Genomic DNA, 16,004 nt, shown 5'->3' with positions numbered 1-16,004 from the left:
TCCTTTCTAAAGCCGCGTATCGGCGGGATCGCGGTGGTTGGTGAGAGGAAGGCGGCACCGGACAGGGATCGGACCTGTCAGCGGGTCGCATGGGGGCGGCACCGTGCCGGGATTGGACCGGGCACGCGTCGCGAGGGCGAACGGGAAGGCGTGCTCAGAACGGCGCTATGCGCCCTCAGGAGGCCGTCAGGCCGTTCAGCTTCGCCTTGCTGCCGTGGTGCTGAAGGGCAGCGGCGTCATAGGCCCGGGCGGCATCTTCCGGCCGCTCGAAGGAGCCCAACCAGAGGCGCTTGCCGTTCACGGTGATGGTCGCCGTCCAGCACTTATAGAGCGCATCCCACGAAACCCCGCGAAAGGGGCGCTTCACGCTCATTCGGTTGGCCTTGGTCCGCCCACCTTGGTGCCCGTGAACGCCTTCAGCTTGGCGAAGGTCTTGGTCATGCTCTCGACGGCCTCGATAGCCCGTGCAGGCGTCTCGAAGCTCCCCAAGAACATCTTGTTCCCCTGCGGGTCGGTCATGGTCGCTTCCCAGAGGCGGGAGACGGGCGACCACACCAGCCCCTCAACGTGCCGAGGCCCCTTGCCGTCGTGGAAGTCCACGAGGCTCATGTCTTGAAGTGAGGGCATCAGGCGGCCTCCTCGGGGAGAAGCCGGGTCAGAGGCGCAAGCGGGCTGGGCTGAGCCGCGACAAGGCTTGCACGGACAGGCAGTAGCTCAATGGCGGCGTGGGCCTCTGCCCCGACTGAAAATCCGCCGACCACGACCTTCTCATGGATGCACCGTTCAAGGGCGCTCTTCGTCACGCAGAAGGATTGCGAGGACCACGGGCGCTCCTTGGCGCCGGCGCAACGCCGCTGCAAGAGATACTGAACGCCATCTGAGCACACGGCCACGCGCCACCGGTCATTGAGCAAGACCAGCACCCGGCCATAATCATCGGCGGTTTCCTGGTGAACGGCCAATGTCAGATGCCTTCGCCGTTCATGCCTTCAGCGGCACCCTGGGACGCGGCGTGGCGTTCCAACGCGGCTTCCTTGGCCGCCTCAGAGCGGTCGCGGTCCGCCAGAAGGGCGGCATGGGCGGCCCGGCCGTCCTCGGTGGTCATGTCGAAGATGGTGCGCGGGCGGGAGCCGTCGTGCCGGAGGGTGCCGGGCGACAGGTCATAGAGGCCGGCGGCGATCATCGGAGCCGGGATGCGGGAGGCCGGAGCGGTGCCGTAGGAACCGGGAATGTCGCGCAAGGTGCAGGTGCTTAAGTCCGTCATCACGCGGCCTCCGCGTCAAGGATAATGCCGCAGGAGGCAAGACGCTCCCGGCCATAAGCGACAGCATCGGCCTTCGCGAGGCTCTGCATTTCCATGAGGAAGGGGTCGTAGCGGTGGAGAACTTCCACGCGCAAATCCGGGAACCGCTTGGCGACCTGGGAAAGCTCGTGATGCCCCTCGATCTGAGAGATGCGGGTTGTGTTCGACCAGTCGAGAGGAACACCGTGGATCGCATCCGCCACGCCGGTTGATCCGGTCTTGAGGATGACCGTGCCAGCGCTTTCGGGATCGACCTGAGAGAGCGCATAGGCGGCCGCATATAGGTTCGCTACGGAGCCCCAAGTGGCCGCCGAAATCGGCCCGGTGGCTTCCTCGACGGTTCCGTCAGGGTGTTCGATCCGCATGGCGAAAGAGACGATGTCTCCAACTTCTCGGCTGTACGAGATGGCAGCGGTAATGATGGTGTGCAGGGGCATGATAATCCTTTCTGGTGGTGGCGCCCTGTAAGCTGCGAAGCAGCCTCCTGAAGAGGTCGGGCGAGGTGTTGGGCGAGCTACGCGAGCGTAGGGGTGTCCGCAAAAGGGGGTGCCCTCGGGGCCCTGTGATAGGTCCTGAGGGGCTTGGTGGAACCCGCCATGGGGAAAGCCATGTCGAGGCCGTAAACGCCCTGTTCACCCACCCCTCAAATCTGAGGGATGGGCTTCAGGGCTCCTTGAGAGGAGACGGCAAAGGGGCAGAGCTATTCCGCCGGGGCGTCTTCGCTGTCGCTGGTCAACAGGATGCCGGCGGCGCGAAGGGACGCCATGAGGGCGTTCAGTTGAGCGACAAAGTCTTCGCCACCAGTGGTATCAGCCACAGGAGCGGCAGGGACCATGTCGCGATGAACGTAGCTTCCGGAGATGGGGCGATCATCGGGCACCGCAGGTCATGCGGCGGGCTTACGCCACCGCGCCCGTCGCCAGCTCAATGGCGCAGTCGGAGCGCAGAACGTCGTGTCCGCAGAGGTACGAGCCGATCAGGAAGGTGCCCTGACGGCGAATTTCGTAGTCGCTCTCCATGGACAGGTCCATGAGCTGCACGGTGCCGGCGGCCATCTTGTTGAAGACGAGACCCACGGTCGTGGTGAAGTCGCCCTGGTACTTGGTCGGGCCGGTCGTCACCTGGGTGTTCGGGACGTGGTTCGACTTCACGATGGGCAGGCCGGCGATGGTCTGCACGATGCCGGAGGCCACGGAGCCCTGAGCGCCAAGGTTCGTGTCCACGAGCCGGTCGCGCTGGGCAAGCAGGTAATACTGCGCCGGACGGAACACGGCATAGCGGTCGCTCTGCGTGACGTTCTTCTCGTCCAGGGTCTGAGTGGCGGTGAACAGGGCCGCTTCCAGACGTGCCGGATCGGTCAGCATGTCCGCATGAGCGATGCGGGAGCCGCCAAGACGGCCGGTGATGGGTGAGGACGCACGCGCGGCAAGGGCCAGGACGGCGGCAAGGTGCGTGTCGTACTGGTAGGACAGCTCCTGACCCAGCTCCTTGGAATAGACGCCACGAATGTCATAGTGATTCATGGCCTCGTCAACATCCGCGACGAAGGAGGTCGCCACCAGCTTGTCGTCAATGGTGATGACCTTCTCGGCGTGGTCGATGGCGCTGCCGTCGATCCAGGTGCCGGGGGTGTGGTAGGCGGAGCTGGCACGGCCGACCAGCGGGAACTGGGCAGATCGGCCGCTCTGAATCTGACGGACGAACGTCAGCTTCTTGAAAACGTTGTTGCGCTCGAACTCGGTGAGGACCTCGCCAGCGAAGACCTTGAGGAAGAGAGCGTCGGTGGCGCCGGCCTGATTGACCTGACCGAGACGCGAAACAGTGGTGTCACCATAAGCCATGGTGTGAAAATTCCTTGATGATGTGGAGGGTTATGGCGTGGCGTCGCGAGCGCGGCCGGTAGTTCTCTTGGGGCGCCTGTTCCAGGGCCTGGAGGCTCCACCTCAGTGGAGTCGCAGGGGGTTGCTGGAAAGGCGGACAGGAGAGCCGGCGGTGGCTGGCGGCGTTTGCCATGGGTCCCGACACGCTCAAGGAGTAGTTCCAGCCAAGGGCCTCCCGCCGCACCTCAGCGCGGGGAAGGGAGACCACAGGACCGGAGTTCGCAGGGCATGTTAACCCCGCATATGCAGCCCACGTAGTGGGTGCCTGGGGGGCCTCGGGCGTCTCGCTGGAGAGCGATGGCGCGTCATTCGAGGGGCCGCGATTGGGCGGCTGGGGACATCATCAAGGGGTGGTGGCGCGGCGTGGCAGGGTTCGGACCTGCGAGTGCACCGCACGAGCGGATGCGGCACGTCGCCAGGAGCCTACCCTGCGGTGCAGGACAGGCGGGGCGTGTCGTTCATCGGGCGGCCTTCTCGTTGATCTTGGTGAGACCTTCCCGCTCCAGCATGAGGCCGATGTAAGCCTCTTCCAGAGCCTCCCGAGTCATGCTCATGCAGTCCGTGCGGAGCTGGTTGATGCGGCCCTGGATGGCTTCAAGCTGGGCGCGGAGGGTGGCGGCTTCGGCCCGGTAGCGTTCCTTCTCGATCAAGTCGGGGGACTTCTGCCAGTCCGGGAGGATGTCCTGGGCCTTGATGACAAGCTCCTCCGGCCCCATTCCGAACCCCTTTGCGTAGGCGTTCAGCTTGTTCCACGCCACGTCACGCTCGCCTTCGGTGGCACCACGCTCCACCAGGGCCTGGAGCTTCAGGGCGTGGGAAGCGTCGTCCTGGGAGAGGTCGGTGGGGGTGGGGCAAGGGGTGGCGGGCTTGCTCTCAACCCCCAGGAACTGGCGGAGGCTGGTGTCGAGGTCAAAAGTGTCACGCGTGACATTTTTCGCGACACGCATATAGCGGGCTGCCATCTCGTATGAGAACGCGCAGTTCGCTTTGATCCACGGCTTGAACTCGCCGTGCTTAAGCATCCCCTTCACAGAGATGAGGCCCCTTCCGGCATCCGCCGCGTAGGCCAGCATGGACTTGCCGTGCTCGACCACTTGCTGATGGTTGTAGTTGATCTCCCGGGCGAGGTAGGCGGGGTCTTCAACGATGACGACGGCGTTGGTGGATGACATCGGCGGGTCCTTTCGTTGCGGGTGAGGAAACGGAATGCCGACCTCTCCCCATGCAATCGCTCGTCTCGCGGAAAGGAGACGCGAAGCGAGCCAGGGCATGGGGAGAGGTGGCGAGGCGCTCAACGACCGCTGCTAACGGTCGGAGCGCGGACAGGGAGCCCATGGGGACGGGCGCAATAGGGAGAGGATGCGGGCACCCCTATCCGACCTCAGCCGGTCAGGGTGCCCGCAAGGTGGGATGATCAGGGCGGGCAAAGCCCGCTGGAAGGTCATCCTCTCGCATTCAAGGAACAGCGAGTGACTGACGCCATCCCTCAGGAAACTTGAAATTCTGTAGGCGGGATGACCACCACCGGCCCGGTGAGGCCCTCGACCTTGTCCATTCGCAGGGCCTTCTGCTTGCATCCGTCACCGGCCACGAGGCGCCGCGCGAACGGCTTCTTGCCGGGACCGGGGATGCACACATGCCAGTCGTGGCCTTCCACCAGGGGCGCGTCGGCGGCGGGAAGGCGGGCCGTGTAGCCCCTCGTCAGGGGCACGAAGGCGAAGTCGCCGTCCATGACCACAGGGCGGGGGCCGGTCTTCTTGGGCGTGGGGGCCTTGCCGGCCTTCACCCTCTGCGTAGCCCGGCTGCGGCGCTTGGCTTCGGTGTTGGCGGTCTTCTTCCGGGCCGTGGCGGCTGCGGCACGTTCCGAGGGGAGCATGAAGGCGGCTTGGAGCTGGTCATTCCACCACTCGGGACGGTAGGCGCCTGTCGGCCGGCTGATCCACCCATGGTCATCGTCGAGACCACCAGCCTCAGCGATCTGAGAGCGGACCATGGCGGCCCCCTGCCAGACACGGAGGCGAAAGAGAACCGGGTCGTCATGACCGAAGACGGGAGGCCAGCCATACCAAGGCAAGCTGCAGCTCGGATAGCGCACCCATCGTCCGTCATGGCAAGGGTTGATGGCCTGGAACTCGTCAATGGTCAGGGGCTCGTCAGGGCGGGCAAGGCCCGCTGGGGGGAGGGCTAGAAGCTCTTCCTCAGAGGAAGACCACCTTGGGGAACACCACTCCTCGCTGAAGCCCATCCGGGTGCAGCCCGGGGAGCCGTCGAGATGCTGACGGGCTTTGAGAAGGGCACGGGTGAGGGTCGCGAGGTGCTGGCAGCGCTCTCGACGGGCCATGTAGGCGATGACGTGGGCGTTGTGCTGGTCGCCTTTGGCAGTCGCGCCAGCGACGCTTGGGGCTTCGTCTTCTTCCCCTGGCACGTCTTCGCCATCGTCGTCAGCCGGGAAGAGTTCGTCATAGAGCGACCGATGCGAGGGGCACGGACGGAATGCCTCGTGAAAGGTCACGGGCTGATAGGAGCAAGCCGGGGTGTCGGCGTCCTCAAAAGGCGCTGCGCTATCGAGCATGGGGGTGATCCTTCACGCGATGGGTTGTCGGGGCTGTCACCAAAACATGAGCGATCAGCCGTTCTCGGCAGGGAGGAGCCCGAGGGCAAAAATGCAGCGCGTTGCACTTTTCGGGAGGTCGAGGCCACGGGATCAAAAGGGTCGCATGCGAACTTTTTCAGGAGACCACCTAGACGAGGTCAAAGGGGTGGAGCTCCACCCCTTTTCGGAAGGTCGCCAAAAAGGGGGCGTGCTCCCCTTTTCAGAGACCAATGGGGCAAAAGTCTCGCCGGTGAGACTTTTCAGGGAAGGTCGAGGCCACGGGTCAAATGTGTCGTCAACGACACTTTTTCGGGAGACCAAGACCACGATGGTCAAAGGTCTAGCGTGCTAGATTTTTCAGGGGATCGAGACCACGATGGTCAAAAGGCTCACCGGTGAGCCCTTTCTCGGGAGGTCGAGACCACGAGGTCAAAGGTGTGGAGGTCCACATTTTTCGGGGGTCGCCAAAAATTGCGCATGCGCAACTTTCCAGAGACCACGAGGTCAAACTGCTCGTCGACGAGCATTTTGGATTGGTCTAGACCACGAGGGGCAGAGGTGTCCGATCGGACACTTTTGGATTGGTCGAGACCACGAGGTCAAAGGTATCACGCGTGATACCTTTCAGGAGGTCGAAGACGAGACGACACTGAGGACCACCTACAGGCCCCGGAAGGAGATTTCAGGAGGTCATAGGATGGTGGTCGGTGGAGGGAACGCTTCCATAAAGCTGACGGAAAGCCTTCCTTGAAGCTTGAAGAAACGCTTACAGAAACACCTGCATGCCCCCCTACCCCCCAAGGGACTCACGGACGCACACCGAGCGAGCCATCAGTGATGACCTGCCAATTTCTCTCGGTGGTGTGCGTTCGTGAATCTCTCAGGAGGACGGAAAGCAGATAATCACCTGCATGCCCCCAGCGTATTTTATGCCTCGTCTCCGGTCGGTCCTCCCCGTCGAGGGGGAAGCAAGCCGGAGGACTGGTGCCGCTACGCACCGCTCCGCCAATGCCATATGCCCTTTCGGGGGACACGGGCGGAGGTTCTCGCTGTATCGCCAGCGTTGGGCGGCCTGTCGTGGCTGTCACCAAAACAACAGCAGGACGCTGCGGCTTGGCGGTGCGAGTTAGGCTAGAGTGGCGGAAAAGTCAAAGCATTGAAAATAAACGTATTTCAGACCCCATCGAGAGGCCTCCAGCGCCCTGAAGCGGTATCTGAATGGGCCATCTTGCTGGCGAGATGTTTCCCGGCAGCTCAACTTCAACGGCCACGACGTGCGCGTGGTGATGATCGACGGCTCCCCCTGGTTCGTGGCGGCCGACGTCTGCCGGGCGCTGGGCATGGACGTGTCCAACGGCGTCTGGCAGTGGCTCCGGGGCCTGTCCGCAGACGAGAAGAATACCCAGAAGCTGCCTCGGGGTACTCGCGGCAACCCCAACGTCACCGTCATCTCCGAGCCCGGCCTCTATCGGCTGGCCGGCCGCTCCGACAAGGCGCAGGCCCGGCCCTTCCATGCGCCGCTGGCGCGGCAGGACTGGGTGACGCGCGTGGTGCTCCCCGCCATCCCGAGGCTCCGGCTACGCCGGAGTGACAAGGACGGCGCCTATGTCATGGGCGAGGAGAAGGTCCGCACCGGCGAGACGCAAGCCAGCGACGCAGCCGGGCGTTATTTGACTCTCGCCAAGAGCGCGGTGGCCGGTGTGCACCGTCGTGGAATTCGTGGCGCAGCATGTGGGCTGAGTGAAACGGGAGGCCGTGGATGCCGAAAGGCTGAGGCTCGAAATAGACGGAGAAACCGAGCCATTCGAGCCAGTCGATCCCCTTTGAATGCCGCGCATCAATGTCCCAGTAGAGAGAGGGAAAACGCTGGAGCTGTGCCCCTATCCACTTCCGGCTGGCACGGAGGAACTCGATTGGCCGCTCTTCAAGGATATGGGTCCCGACTCCCCACAGTCGCCCGACCTCAACAGAAGCCCCATGCGGATGGTCGGGAATGGGCGATAAGCACACCCCCACGACGCACATTCCCGCCAGCTCCCCCGCATCGGAGAAGACGGCCTCTGCCTCGTGGAACTTGATGTGCCGCAGGAGCACCTCCAAGGGCTCTAGGCCAGTGAGCGCCTCGATCTCGGCCCGGTCAGCCAGCCGCAGGATGGGCGCCAGGGCTCGAGCGTGTTCTTCAGCGGCCTTGACGAGATAGGCCATGGCTATTCCTCCACCTCGAAGGCCGGCAGCTTCGACAGTTCCCCAGCCAGCGCCGCAGCCGATGCCTCCCCGTAGCGCTGCCCGGTATCCCGCAACGTGTGGCCGACGATGAAATAGCGGGCCTCCTCCGCCACCTGGTGCTCGCGGCACAGCGTCATGAAGAGGTGCCTCCAGCCGTGGTTCGGCTGCACATGGGGATCGTTCACGCCGATGTCGCGGACCCATCCGGCGAGCCGCCCCGCTATCGTCTTCGCCGGGTGAGCCTTGGCAGGGCCCTTCTGGTGGGAGGGAGCCTCCTTATAGAAGAGCGGCCCATCCCCGCGCTCCTTCACGAACTCCAAGAGCCCCTGCCGGATCAAGTCGGGGTGGACGGGGACCATGCGCGGCTTGTCCGTCTTCACGGCCCCGGCCTCGGGCGAGATGCGCAAGACCCAAACACCATTGACCTCTTGGAAGTCCTGCCCACGGAGCTGGGTGATTTCGGAGACGCGAGCGCCGGAGTAGGCGCAAAGCCAGGGCACCCACCGCCGGGCCGCCAGCATCTCCGGGGCATTCCTGCCAGGAGCATCATAGGCGTGAAGCGCAGCCTTCAGGATGGTGGTGGCTTCCTCGTGAGTGAAGGAGCGGTCGCGGGTGCGTGGCGGGGCCTTGCCGCTGGAGCGGATGCCCTGAGCCGGGTTGCTGGTGATCTTGCGGTTCGCCTTCCCCCAGTTGAGGACGGTGCCCAGGGGCGTGAGGTACTTGGCGTTGATGGTCTTGGCGGCAAGGCGGCCCTCGGCAACAAGGGCATCCTTCCAACCGACCACATCCTCTGGAGTGATCGCCGTGGCGTCGTCATGCTTCACGAATGCGACGAACGCCTTCACCACCCGGAGGTGCTCTTCCAATGTCTTCGCTCGCGGCTGCCGCTCCCGCCCCCACGCCTCTGCAAGGCCGGTCAGGGTCACACCCTTGCCCGTTGAAGGCGTCTTTGCGGCTCCACCGATTTCCGGCCGGGGCAGAGCGGCTTCCGATGGGAACCGCTGCACAACAGCATCCGGCCCGTAATCGCCCTCAGCCCGCCTCAGGAGCGTCCCTGCCGCATCCCTAATCGCTCCTCTCATGGCGGTGGCAAGCAGCTCCCGGCTGTCGTCATCCACCACGAGGGCACGGGCCGATAGCAGGTCATCCACGAATGGGGCCATCTCCGCTCGAAGCGCGGAGCTGTCGTCGAGCCGCTCGCCAACCGCCTGTTGGAGCTTCTCGAACACCAGCGACTTGCCGGGGTTATCCTCCAGCCGCGCGACGAAGCCCCGATACCACGCCCCCGCCAGGGCCACCGCCTGCTTCTGCGACAGGCGCGTCGGGCCGGTTCTCAGGCTGACGAAGAGGCGCTGTAGGTGATCCTCGGCAATGCCGGTGCGTGCCTTGGCTGTTTGCGGATCGCGGGTGCGCAGGGAGAAGGTGACCTCGGAGGCGCCAAGGGTGGCCGCGACGGTGCATTCCGGTTCGTGGCCGTGGGCGGGGAAGTGGATCAGGACCGATTGGCCCGTGACCCTGCCACGAAGATCGGCGGGAATGCGCTTGCGAAAGGTCAGGTTGGAGGAGCCGTGACGGTGCGTTGGACGAGGCATGGGAAGAGCCACTGTGTAGCGCTCCTGTGTAGCAGTGGAGCGACCCGAAGCCCTTCTATTTCCAAATGTTCTGGAGCGTCAACGCCATAGGCTGGTGCTGCGAGAGAGGATTGAACTCTCGACCTCTCCCTTACCAAGGGAGTGCTCTACCACTGAGCTACCGCAGCATCTCGTCCAAGGGAGGGGAGGGAAAAGTCATCCCCGCCTCGAACGCCGGCGAAGCATTGCTCGCCGTCAGGCGGCTTCATCTGCCACATGGATTCGGGGAGTGCAAGGGTGTTGGCGACACCTTTTTCATTCACCCCCACCAGAGGCGGAGTTATGAACAGGTCACGCAGCAGGCACCCTCTCCCGCTCTGCCGCGCCTCATCGGAAAGCCGCTTCGCCGGAGGAAGGGCCAAAAGGAGGGCGTTTTGCCCCGCCATTGCGCGGGGCACGCTTCTTTTTTGCGCGTGCACACGTCTTGAGCGTTGCGAGTTCCCTCTATAGCCTTCTCTCAGCAAGGCCAGTGCGGGGGACTCAATGGCTGCGGAAAAACCGCGCAATCAAACCATCGGTGCCGTCCGGCGGACATTCCAGCCCTGGGCCGATCCCGACAAGAAGCCGCTCATTCGCTTCGAAAACGTGGTGAAGCGATTCGGCGATTTCACCGCCGTCGACAATGTCAGCCTCGACATTTACGAGCGGGAGTTCTTCGCCCTGCTCGGCCCCTCCGGCTGCGGCAAGACCACGCTGATGCGCATGCTGGCCGGCTTCGAGGAGCCAACCGAGGGCCGGCTCACCCTGGCCGGCGAGGACATTTCCGGCGTTCCGCCCTATCGGCGGCCGGTGAACATGATGTTCCAGTCCTACGCGCTGTTCCCCCACATGAACGTGCTGGACAACATCGCCTTCGGCCTGAAGCAGGACAAGATGCCCAAGGCCGACATCGCCGCCCGCGTGGAGGAGATGCTCAAGCTCACCAAGCTGGAGAAGTTCGCCAAGAGGAAGCCGCACCAGCTTTCCGGCGGCCAGCGCCAGCGCGTCGCCCTGGCCCGCTCCCTGGCCAAGCGACCCAAGGTGCTGCTGCTGGACGAGCCCCTGGGCGCGCTCGACAAGAAATTGCGCGAGGAAACCCAGTTCGAGCTCATGGACCTGCAAATGGACCTGGGCATGACCTTCCTCATCGTCACCCACGACCAGGAAGAGGCCATGACGGTGGCCGACCGCATCGCTGTGATGAACCACGGCGTGCTGATGCAGGTGGCCCCGCCGGCCGTGATCTACGAGCAGCCGGCCACCCGCTATGTGGCGGACTTCATCGGTGAGGTGAACCTCGTGGAAGGCAAGGTGATCTCCGCCACCGGCGAGGAGACACGCCTGTCCTCCCCCATCACGCCCCATCCCCTGCGCGTGAGCCAAAGCCTGGGCCTCAAGCCGGGCGAGGAAGCCTGCATCGCGATCCGCCCGGAGAAGCTGCGCATCTCCCTGGACGAGCCGGCCGACACCTCGGAAAACTGCTTCCGTGGTGAGATCTGGGACATTGGCTATCTGGGCGACCTCTCCATCTACCATGTGGAGCTGGAGTGCGGGCAGCGCATCAAGGTGTCCCAGCCCAATCTCTCGCGCGTGGTGCAGCGGCCCATCACCTGGGACGACAAGGTGTGGGTGACGTTCGCGCCCCATGCCGGCGTCATGCTCACCCGCTGAAGGAGGCGCTCATGGCCATGGCGGGAGAAAAGGGGCGCGGCCGGTATCTGGTCCTCGCGGTTCCCTATTTGTGGCTGGTGGCGCTGTTCCTGGCGCCCTTCCTCATCGTGTTCAAGATCTCGCTGTCGCAGGACGCGATCGCGCAGCCACCCTATACGCCGCTGCTGGATCTCTCGGACGGCTGGGCCGGCTTCACGGATTACCTGTCCCAGCTCTCCTTCGACAATTACGCCTATGTGCTGGACTTCTCGAACGAGTTCATCCAGGCCTACGGCTCCTCCCTCATCATCGCGTCCATTTCCACGGTGCTGCTGCTGCTGGTGGGCTACCCCATCGCCTATGGCATGGCGCGGGCGCCGCGCTCCATGCAGCCCACGCTGCTGATGCTGGTGATCCTGCCCTTCTGGACCTCGTTCCTGATCCGCGTCTATGCGTGGATCGGCATCCTCTCGCCGGAAGGGCTGCTGAACCAGGGACTGATGGCGCTCGGCATCATCAACGAGCCGCTGGAGATCCTGAACACCGACATCGCCGTGTATATCGGCATCGTCTATTCCTACCTGCCCTTCATGGTGCTGCCGCTCTATTCCGCGCTGGAGAAGCTGGACCTCACCCTGCTGGAGGCGGCGGCGGACCTCGGCTGCCCGCCCACCAAGGCGTTCTGGACCATCACCTTCCCACTCTCCTTGCCCGGTGTGGCGGCGGGCGCCCTGCTGTGCTTCATTCCGGCGGTGGGCGAGTTCGTGATCCCCGATCTGCTGGGCGGCTCCAACACGCTGATGATCGGCAAGTCGCTGTGGACCGAGTTCACCGTGAACCGCTCCTGGACCGTGTCCTCGGCGGTGGCGGTGCTGCTGCTCCTGGTGCTGGTGGTACCCATCGTGATCTATCAGAACGTGCAGCAGCGTGAACTGGAGGCCGGAAAATGAGAAAGGGCCTCACCTGGTTCAACGTGACGTCCATCGCCCTGGGCTTCGCGTTCCTCTACATCCCGATCCTCATCCTGGTCATCTACTCCTTCAACGCGTCACGCCTTGTCACGGTGTGGGCGGGCTTTTCCACCCAGTGGTATTGGGCGCTGCTGGAGAACGACCAGCTGATCGATGCCGCGTGGGTCACGTTGCGCATCGCCTTCTTCTCATCGCTGGTGGCGACGGTGCTCGGCACCATGGCGGCTCTGGCCCTCACCCGCTATGGGCGCTTTTGGGGGCGCAGCCTGTTCTCAGGGATGATCTATGCGCCGCTGGTCATGCCGGAAGTCATCACCGGCCTGTCGCTGCTGCTGCTGTTCGTGGCGGTGAATTTCGACCGCGGCTTCTGGACGGTGCTGCTGGCCCACATCACCTTCACCATGTGCTTCGTGGCGGTGGTGGTGCAATCGCGCCTCGTCACCTTCGACCGTGCGCTGGAAGAAGCGGCCCTCGATCTGGGTTGCCCGCCATTCAAAACCTTCTTCACCATCACCTTGCCGCTGATCCTGCCGGCGGTGGTGTCGGGCTTCATGCTGGCCTTCACCCTGTCCCTGGATGATCTCGTGATCGCGAGCTTCACCACGGGCCCGGGGGCCACCACCCTGCCCATGCGCATCTATTCCCAGGTGCGGCTGGGCGTGACGCCGGAAATCAACGCGGTCTGCACCATCCTCATCGCCATCGTGACGGTGGTGGTCATCGTCGCCTCCATCGTCACCAAGAGGGCCGAAAACCTGCGGCAGGCGGAGGAGCGCGCGGCCCTTCAAGGCTGAGCATCCGGGCCGCGCTCCGGCGCGCGGCCCCATCCCCTGCAGGGCTGCGGCTTGACCGACAAGGGCTGTTGACCTAACTCCGACAGCACACGCGAGCGGCCCTCGAGGGGACCGCGCCCGTGGGTCTCGGCGTTAGGGCGAATGCCTCCTCCGCGGCAAGGATTATGGAGCGTTTTCGCGCGAAGTCGATGCCGGTTCGCGCGAAGAAGACGCGTCAACTCAATACATTAGAGCGTTATCCGTAAGCTGGTGCGAGCGGAGGGCGCTCTAGGGACCCTGGACATTCTCGTGCGTTCCTCTGGCAGGAGGCGGAGCGGGGAACGGGTCCACGGAGCGGACCTGGTTTATGCGATATCGGGCGGATATCAGCGGCCTTCGCGCGCTGGCGGTGCTTCCTGTCGTTCTGTTCCATGCGGGTTTCACGGCGGTGCCGGGCGGCTTCGTGGGTGTCGACGTCTTTTTCGTCATCTCCGGCTACCTCATCACCACCATCATCGCATCGGACCTCGACAAAGAGGGCTTCAGCCTGACGCGTTTCTATGACCGGCGCGTGCGGCGCATCCTGCCCGCTTACGTGCTGGTCGCGGTGGTCACCACGGTGGCGGCGCTGATCATCCTGCCGCCGGCCGTGCTTGCCCGGTATGGCGAGCAGCTGCGGGCAGCCTCGGTCTTTTTCGCCAATGACTACTTCCGCTCCAAGGTCTTCTATTTCGGGCCGGATGCCCATGAGCAGCCACTGCTGCACATGTGGTCGCTCTCCATCGAAGAGCAATTCTATCTCTTCTGGCCGCTGCTGCTGGCGGCGTTCACCCATCCGCGCCTGAAGCGCCTGCGGCCCTACCTCATCTTCGGCCTCATGGCCTTTTCGCTTTACGATTCAACGCGTAATGCGATCCTTGAGCCCAACCGGGCCTATTTCAATCTCTCGGGGCGCATCTGGGAACTGCTGCTGGGGGCCACGCTTGCGCTCGGCCTCTTGCCGCGCATTCGCCGTCCGATCATCGCTGAGCTCCTGGCGGCGGCCGGCGTGCTGATGATCCTGGGCGCCTCCGCATTCTTCACGCGGCAAACCACCTTCCCCGGCGCCATGGCCCTCATCCCCACCCTTGGCGCGCTCTTCATCCTGTGGGCGGGGGAGCAGGGACGGGTGACATGGGCGGGCCGCCTGCTGTCCATCACCCCCTTGGTGTGGGTGGGGCTGATCTCCTATTCGCTCTATCTCTGGCACTGGCCGATCCTGGTGTTCCTCTGGCTCGTGACCGGGCGGGAACCCTCCACCCTCATGCTGGTGGCGGCGATCGCCGTGATGCTGCTCTGCTCCTTCCTGTCATGGCGGTTCGTGGAGGCGCCCTTCCGGCGTTCCGCCTTCTCCTCGTTCCGCTCCGAGATGCGCAGCATCGGCATTGGCGTGTGCGCCCTCCTCATCCTGATCGGCGTGGGATCCATTCTGAAGTGGACCCACGGCCTGCCCAGCCGCTCATCGGCCGTGGCCGAGGAAGTGGAGCGGCAGACCAAGACCCTGTGGAAGGGCACGGACGCCTGCCTGCTCGGCTCGAACGGCCGTGACGTCCCCGTTTCCGACGAGACCTGCCGGTTCGGCTCCACCGATCCGCATGCCCCGCTCATGGCGCTTTGGGGTGACTCCTTCGCCAACCACCATGCCCCGGCCGTTGATGACGTGGCGCGCGACCTCGGCTTCGGCCTGGTCCAGATGACGCGCTCCGGCTGCTTCTCGCGGCTGCCCGACGACAAGGCCAGGACCCGGGATGAGAAGGTGTGCAACGCGTTCCGAGAGCGCTCTCTCAAGGCGATCTTCGACAATCCGGAGATCAAACTGGTGGTGCTCGGCGGCAACTGGCGCGCGGCGCACGACCCTGAGGAAACCCTCGCCTCCCTTGCCGCCGCGGTGAAGGAGTTCACCGCCACCGGGCGGGCGGTGGTGCTGATCGCGCCGCCCGTGGCCTTCATGACCGGCGGCGGACGCTGCGTGATCCAGCAAAGCTTCCTGGGCAACAGCCCCGAGCACTGCGGCATAGACGCCAAGAAGTGGGCGCAACACGTCATCCCCACCGAACAGGCGCTTGCCCGCATGGCGGAAGGCAACCCGCTGGTGCGCGTCGTGATCCCCCGCGAACACTTCTGCGACGGCGACCAGTGCAGCCCGGTGCTCAACGGCAAGGTGGTGATGGCCGATGGCGGCCATCTCAACGTGGCCGGCTCCATGGTTCTGCGGGATGACATCGACAAGGCGGTGGAAAGCCTGCTGCCGGCCATCAAATCCCACTGAGCCCGGCGCCCTTCGCCGCGCCCCTTGGGGGGATATCAAGGCCGATCAGCGTCACGCACCGGGGCTTGCCCCCACGGGGTGCTGCTTATTGCCCATGGTGCAGGCCTGCGGCCCGCGCGCTTGGTCTTTACGCGAGAGAGGGGCGCGGCCCGACACCGGCGGGCCCCGGGGCGCGAGAAGGCCCCGCACCCGCCGCGCCTCAGCGCGACCGCCTTCCGCACAGTCAGGACGCGGCGCCGGGCCGCTCCTCGTCCGCCGCGAGTGCGCAGAAGTTGGTGTAGATCGCGGCCATGACGTCGGTCACGACCGGATTGCAGATGTAATAATACAGATGCCGATGCTCGCGGCGGAAGGAGACGATCCCCTCGCTCTTCAGCTTCGACAGATGCTGGGACATGGACGTCTGTGAAATGCCGGTGGCCTCCGAGAGCTCGGAGACACTCTTCTCACCGGATGAGAGCTGGCAGAGAATGCGGAGCCGGCGGGGATTGGCGAGCCCGCTGAGAAACTGCGCCGCCGCCTCCGAGCGGTCGTCGGCAAACGCGCGCCCGCTTTCGCCGCCCGCGCCCCCCTCGATTTCGGTCTGGTCGACCTCGCTCATCCCGCTTCGCCCTTGCACCCTTGTGCTCTTCGCTCCGGCCCCCGGCCTCGCAACACCCATACAGCATATGGCCGCGATTGACATATCAT

The 16,004-nt window shown here is 64.5% G+C and carries 14 protein-coding genes, 1 tRNA gene and 1 pseudogene; 5 read left to right on the top strand and 11 right to left on the bottom strand.

Annotated elements, in window-relative coordinates:
- Positions 1-175 precede the first annotated feature (175 nt).
- The 7 genes from V5F26_RS06850 to V5F26_RS06820 form a co-directional block, all read right to left on the bottom strand.
- Positions 176-373, bottom strand: coding sequence for an AP2 domain-containing protein (locus V5F26_RS06850; protein ID WP_394946985.1), 198 nt, complete (start codon positions 371-373; stop codon positions 176-178).
- On the bottom strand, positions 370-627 hold the full coding sequence (locus V5F26_RS06845; RefSeq protein ID WP_394946984.1) for a hypothetical protein: 258 nt from the start codon (positions 625-627) through the stop codon (positions 370-372). Before V5F26_RS06845 ends, V5F26_RS06850 begins: the two co-directional genes overlap by 4 nt.
- A gap of 337 nt (positions 628-964) precedes the next feature.
- A complete protein-coding gene (locus tag V5F26_RS06840; RefSeq protein WP_394946983.1) occupies positions 965-1,264 on the bottom strand; it encodes a hypothetical protein in 300 nt (99 codons plus the stop codon).
- Positions 1,264-1,740: a hypothetical protein gene (locus V5F26_RS06835; RefSeq protein WP_394946982.1), complete on the bottom strand. Its 477-nt coding sequence runs from the start codon at positions 1,738-1,740 to the stop codon at positions 1,264-1,266. Before V5F26_RS06835 ends, V5F26_RS06840 begins: the two co-directional genes overlap by 1 nt.
- 462 nt (positions 1,741-2,202) lie before the next feature.
- On the bottom strand, positions 2,203-3,144 hold the full coding sequence (locus V5F26_RS06830; protein WP_394946981.1) for a major capsid protein: 942 nt from the start codon (positions 3,142-3,144) through the stop codon (positions 2,203-2,205).
- A 497-nt stretch (positions 3,145-3,641) separates the two neighbouring features.
- Entirely contained in the window at positions 3,642-4,355 is a 714-nt protein-coding gene (locus V5F26_RS06825; protein WP_394946980.1) for a DUF3102 domain-containing protein, read from the bottom strand.
- 314 nt (positions 4,356-4,669) lie between these two features.
- Positions 4,670-5,176, bottom strand: coding sequence for a hypothetical protein (locus tag V5F26_RS06820; RefSeq protein WP_509210542.1), 507 nt, complete (start codon positions 5,174-5,176; stop codon positions 4,670-4,672).
- 1,886 nt (positions 5,177-7,062) lie between these two features.
- On the opposite strand from V5F26_RS06820, the pseudogene V5F26_RS06815 reads away from it, so the two are divergent.
- A pseudogene (locus tag V5F26_RS06815) lies at positions 7,063-7,323 on the top strand (BRO-N domain-containing protein); the annotation flags it as partial.
- Positions 7,324-7,384: 61 nt separating this feature from the next.
- Here the strand turns inward: V5F26_RS06815 and V5F26_RS06810 are convergent.
- The 3 genes from V5F26_RS06810 to V5F26_RS06800 all read right to left on the bottom strand — a co-directional run bounded on the left by V5F26_RS06810 (position 7,385) and on the right by V5F26_RS06800 (position 9,761).
- Positions 7,385-7,981, bottom strand: coding sequence for a hypothetical protein (locus tag V5F26_RS06810; RefSeq protein ID WP_394947101.1), 597 nt, complete (start codon positions 7,979-7,981; stop codon positions 7,385-7,387).
- 2 nt (positions 7,982-7,983) lie between these two features.
- Positions 7,984-9,594 carry a DUF6538 domain-containing protein gene (locus V5F26_RS06805; protein ID WP_394946978.1) on the bottom strand — a complete coding sequence of 537 codons (1,611 nt, stop codon included), beginning with the start codon at positions 9,592-9,594 and terminating at the stop codon, positions 7,984-7,986.
- 92 nt (positions 9,595-9,686) lie between these two features.
- Positions 9,687-9,761, bottom strand: a tRNA-Thr gene (locus V5F26_RS06800).
- A 355-nt stretch (positions 9,762-10,116) separates the two neighbouring features.
- Between V5F26_RS06800 and V5F26_RS06795 the strand changes: the two genes are divergently transcribed.
- The 4 genes from V5F26_RS06795 to V5F26_RS06780 all read left to right on the top strand — a co-directional run bounded on the left by V5F26_RS06795 (position 10,117) and on the right by V5F26_RS06780 (position 15,314).
- Positions 10,117-11,283, top strand: coding sequence for an ABC transporter ATP-binding protein (locus tag V5F26_RS06795; protein WP_394946977.1), 1,167 nt, complete (start codon positions 10,117-10,119; stop codon positions 11,281-11,283).
- A gap of 11 nt (positions 11,284-11,294) precedes the next feature.
- Complete coding sequence (locus V5F26_RS06790; protein ID WP_394059008.1) at positions 11,295-12,212, top strand: ABC transporter permease subunit; 918 nt, start codon at positions 11,295-11,297, stop codon at positions 12,210-12,212.
- Positions 12,209-13,027, top strand: coding sequence for an ABC transporter permease (locus V5F26_RS06785; RefSeq protein ID WP_234054121.1), 819 nt, complete (start codon positions 12,209-12,211; stop codon positions 13,025-13,027). Before V5F26_RS06790 ends, V5F26_RS06785 begins: the two co-directional genes overlap by 4 nt.
- Before the next feature lie 346 nt (positions 13,028-13,373).
- Complete coding sequence (locus tag V5F26_RS06780; RefSeq protein ID WP_394946976.1) at positions 13,374-15,314, top strand: acyltransferase family protein; 1,941 nt, start codon at positions 13,374-13,376, stop codon at positions 15,312-15,314.
- A 223-nt stretch (positions 15,315-15,537) separates the two neighbouring features.
- Here V5F26_RS06780 and V5F26_RS06775 read toward each other — a convergent pair whose 3' ends face one another.
- Positions 15,538-15,915: an ArsR/SmtB family transcription factor gene (locus V5F26_RS06775; protein WP_394946975.1), complete on the bottom strand. Its 378-nt coding sequence runs from the start codon at positions 15,913-15,915 to the stop codon at positions 15,538-15,540.
- Positions 15,916-16,004 lie beyond the last annotated feature (89 nt).

This window comes from Xanthobacter variabilis (assembly GCF_043831965.2).
Lineage (GTDB): Bacteria > Pseudomonadota > Alphaproteobacteria > Rhizobiales > Xanthobacteraceae > Xanthobacter.
Note: the sequence above shows the minus strand (reverse complement) of the source record. Positions and strands in the feature narration are given on the sequence as shown.

Coding starts and splice junctions, on each gene's coding strand:
- V5F26_RS06820 (WP_509210542.1), bottom strand. CDS start 5,176: ATGGTCCGCTCTCAGATCGCTGAGGCTGGTGGTCTCGACGATGACCAT.
- V5F26_RS06840 (WP_394946983.1), bottom strand. CDS start 1,264: ATGACGGACTTAAGCACCTGCACCTTGCGCGACATTCCCGGTTCCTAC.
- V5F26_RS06785 (WP_234054121.1), top strand. CDS start 12,209: ATGAGAAAGGGCCTCACCTGGTTCAACGTGACGTCCATCGCCCTGGGC.
- V5F26_RS06795 (WP_394946977.1), top strand. CDS start 10,117: ATGGCTGCGGAAAAACCGCGCAATCAAACCATCGGTGCCGTCCGGCGG.
- V5F26_RS06850 (WP_394946985.1), bottom strand. CDS start 373: ATGAGCGTGAAGCGCCCCTTTCGCGGGGTTTCGTGGGATGCGCTCTAT.
- V5F26_RS06775 (WP_394946975.1), bottom strand. CDS start 15,915: ATGAGCGAGGTCGACCAGACCGAAATCGAGGGGGGCGCGGGCGGCGAA.
- V5F26_RS06780 (WP_394946976.1), top strand. CDS start 13,374: ATGCGATATCGGGCGGATATCAGCGGCCTTCGCGCGCTGGCGGTGCTT.
- V5F26_RS06810 (WP_394947101.1), bottom strand. CDS start 7,981: ATGGCCTATCTCGTCAAGGCCGCTGAAGAACACGCTCGAGCCCTGGCG.
- V5F26_RS06830 (WP_394946981.1), bottom strand. CDS start 3,144: ATGGCTTATGGTGACACCACTGTTTCGCGTCTCGGTCAGGTCAATCAG.
- V5F26_RS06790 (WP_394059008.1), top strand. CDS start 11,295: ATGGCCATGGCGGGAGAAAAGGGGCGCGGCCGGTATCTGGTCCTCGCG.
- V5F26_RS06835 (WP_394946982.1), bottom strand. CDS start 1,740: ATGCCCCTGCACACCATCATTACCGCTGCCATCTCGTACAGCCGAGAA.
- V5F26_RS06805 (WP_394946978.1), bottom strand. CDS start 9,594: ATGCCTCGTCCAACGCACCGTCACGGCTCCTCCAACCTGACCTTTCGC.
- V5F26_RS06845 (WP_394946984.1), bottom strand. CDS start 627: ATGCCCTCACTTCAAGACATGAGCCTCGTGGACTTCCACGACGGCAAG.
- V5F26_RS06825 (WP_394946980.1), bottom strand. CDS start 4,355: ATGTCATCCACCAACGCCGTCGTCATCGTTGAAGACCCCGCCTACCTC.